The organism is Curtobacterium sp. B8, from assembly GCF_000333315.1.
Lineage (GTDB): Bacteria > Actinomycetota > Actinomycetes > Actinomycetales > Microbacteriaceae > Curtobacterium > Curtobacterium luteum.
On the sequence record NZ_BACW01000238.1, the window covers coordinates 1 to 2916 of the forward strand.

General features: G+C 72.4%; 2 protein-coding genes and 1 pseudogene. All 3 read right to left on the reverse strand.

Annotation, left to right across the window (positions count from 1 at the left end; genetic code table 11):
- Nucleotides 1–311: 311 nt before the first annotated feature.
- A complete protein-coding gene (gene trpA / locus I59_RS05970; protein ID WP_022903081.1) occupies nt 312–1112 on the reverse strand; it encodes a tryptophan synthase subunit alpha in 801 nt (266 codons plus the stop codon).
- Nucleotides 1109–2323, reverse strand: a complete 1215-nt coding sequence (gene trpB / locus I59_RS05975) for a tryptophan synthase subunit beta (RefSeq protein ID WP_022903082.1) — start codon at nt 2321–2323, stop codon at nt 1109–1111. The genes trpA and trpB overlap by 4 nt, the downstream gene beginning before the upstream one ends.
- Before the next feature lie 103 nt (nt 2324–2426).
- Nucleotides 2427–2916: pseudogene (locus I59_RS19330) on the reverse strand (indole-3-glycerol-phosphate synthase); the annotation flags it as partial.

Below are 2916 nucleotides of genomic sequence, written 5' to 3' on the forward strand. Positions count from 1 at the left end.
AGATCGCGTACGCGTGGATGCGGAAGTCGAGCGGCAGCGACCAGCCGATACGTGTCGCGCAGCCAGGCCGTCAGGTCGAAGTACTGCCAGGCGGTGCTCGGGCTCGGGATGCTCAGGAGGGGCATGGAGGTGCGGTCGCCTTTCGGTGCTTGCTGGCCGGGCCGCCGTGAACCGCGGCCCCGATCACTGTAGCGCGGACCACCGCCCGCCATGACCGTGCCGGACGGTCCTGTGGGAATCGTGACGGACGGGGATCGTGACGGACGGGGATCGTGACGGACGGGACCGTCACGGACGGGAGGCCCGCTGGGTCAGCGGCGCTGCGCGCCGGTCGTGAGGTCCGCCGCGCGGTCCGCGACGCCCCGGACCCCGAGGTCGGCGAGGGCGCGCACGAACGCCGACCCGACGATCGCGCCGTCGGCGTACTCGAGCACCTCCGCGACCTGCTCGGCGGTCGAGATGCCGAGTCCGACGCACGTCCGGTCGACACCGGCGTCGCGCAGCCGCGACACCACGGTCCGGGCTGCGGCGTCGACCCCGAGCCGCGCGCCGGTGACGCCCATCGTCGACACCGCGTAGACGAAGCCGCGGCTGGCCTCCACCGCCTGGTGCATCCGGGCGTCCGTCGACGACGGGGCGGCGAGGAAGACGCGGTCGAGGTGTGTGCGCTCCGAGGCGTCCATCCACTCCCGGGCCTCGTCCGGGATGAGGTCCGGGGTGATGAGCCCGGAGGCCCCGGCTGCGACGAGGTCGTCGGCGAAGCGGTCGACCCCGTAGCGGAGGACCGGGTTCCAGTAGGTCATCACGAGGACCGGCACGTCGGCGCGGCTCGTGATCTGCTCGACGGCGTCGAAGACCTGCGCCACCTTGAACCCGTTCGCCAGGCTCTCCTCGGCGGCCCGCTGGATCACCGCGCCGTCCATGACCGGGTCGGAGTACGGCAGGCCGAGCTCGATGACGTCCACGCCGTTCTCGGCGAGGGCGACCGCGGCGTCGACGCTGGTCTGGACGTCGGGGAAGCCGGCGGGCAGGTACCCGACGACCGCCCCGGCGCGTTCGGCGTTCGCCGCGTCGATGGTCGACGCGACCGAGGCGTTCGTGTTCGTGCTCACAGCTGCACCGCGCTCTCGTCGAGGATGCCGAAGTAGCGGCTGGCGGACGCCACGTCCTTGTCGCCGCGGCCGGACAGGTTCACGAGGATGACCCCGTCGGGGCCGAGCTCCTTGCCGAGCTTGATCGCGCCGGCGAGGGCGTGCGACGACTCGATCGCCGGCAGGATGCCCTCGGAGCGGCTGAGCAGACGGAACGCCTCCATCGCCTCGGTGTCGGTGATGGGCTCGTACTTCGCACGGCCGATCGCCGCGAGGTGCGCGTGCTGCGGACCGACGCTCGGGTAGTCGAGTCCGGCGGAGATGCTGTGGCTCTCGATCGTCTGCCCGTCCTCGTCCTGCATCAGGTACGACTTCGTGCCCTGCAGCACACCGGTCCGCCCGAGCGAGATGCTCGCCGCGTGCCGACCGGTCTCGAGGCCCTCGCCGCCGGCCTCGTACCCGTGCAGGGCGACCGACTCGTCGTCGAGGAACGCGTCGAAGATCCCCATCGCGTTCGACCCGCCGCCGACGCACGCGGCGACGGCGTCCGGCAGGCGGCCGACCTTGTCGAGGACCTGCTGCCGTGCTTCGTCACCGATCACCTTGTGGAACTCGCGCACCATCTCCGGGAACGGGTGCGGACCCGCGACCGTGCCGAGCAGGTAGTGGGTGTGCTCGACGTTCGCCACCCAGTCGCGGAGGGCGTCGTTGATGGCGTCCTTCAACGTGCGGGACCCGGTCTCGACGGGGACGACCTCGGCGCCGAGCAGCCGCATCCGGGCGACGTTCAGGGCCTGGCGCTCGGTGTCGACCGCCCCCATGTAGACGACGCAGTCCATGCCGAAGAGCGCGGCGGCCGTTGCGGTGGCGACGCCGTGCTGGCCGGCGCCGGTCTCCGCGATGAGCCGCGTCTTGCCGAGGCGCTTCGCGACGAGGGCCTGGCCGAGCACGTTGTTGATCTTGTGCGAGCCGGTGTGGTTGAGGTCCTCGCGCTTGAGGATGATCCGGGCACCGCCGGCGTGCTTCGCGAACCGCGGCACCTCGGTGATGATCGACGGACGGCCGGTGTAGTCGCGCTGCAGGTCGTCGAGCTCCTGCCGGAACGCCGGGTCCGCCCAGGCCTCCCGGAAGGCCGCCTCGAGCTCGTCGAGCGCCAGGACGAGCGACTCGGGGACGAACCGCCCGCCGAAGTCGCCGAAGTACGGGCCGTGCTGTTCGCGGAGCGAGGTCACGATGTGCCTTCCGTGCGGGGTCCGGAGCTGCCGGACCGTGTGGGTCGTGCTGGGGAGCCGCGGGACGGGACCCGGTCGCCGCGCTCTGGCGCAGCGATCGGCGTCAGGACCGCGCTGCGGCGATGAACGACGCGAGGGTGGCGGCGGGGTCGTCGCCCGTGACGAGCGCCTCCCCCACCAGGACGACGTCGGCACCCGCGGAGCGGTAGTGCGCGACGTCGGCAGGACCGGCGACCGCGGACTCGGCGACGCGGACCACGCCGTCGGGGATGCGGTCGGCCAGCGAGCCGAAGAGGTCGCGGTCGAGCGAGAAGTCGGTCAGGTCGCGCGCGTTCACCCCGAGGATCCGGGCACCGGCGTCGAGGCCACGGGAGACCTCGTCGGCGGAGTGCGCCTCGACGAGCACGCGCATCCCGAGTTCCTCGGCGAGGCCGTGCAGCTCGACGAGCTGTGCCTGCCCGAGCGCCGCGACGATGAGCAGCACGACGTCGGCGCCGGCAGCGCGTGCCTCGACGACCTGGTACGGGTCGGCGATGAAGTCCTTGCGCAGGACCCGGAACGCCGACGCGGGCCTTGACGGCTTCGAGGTCGGC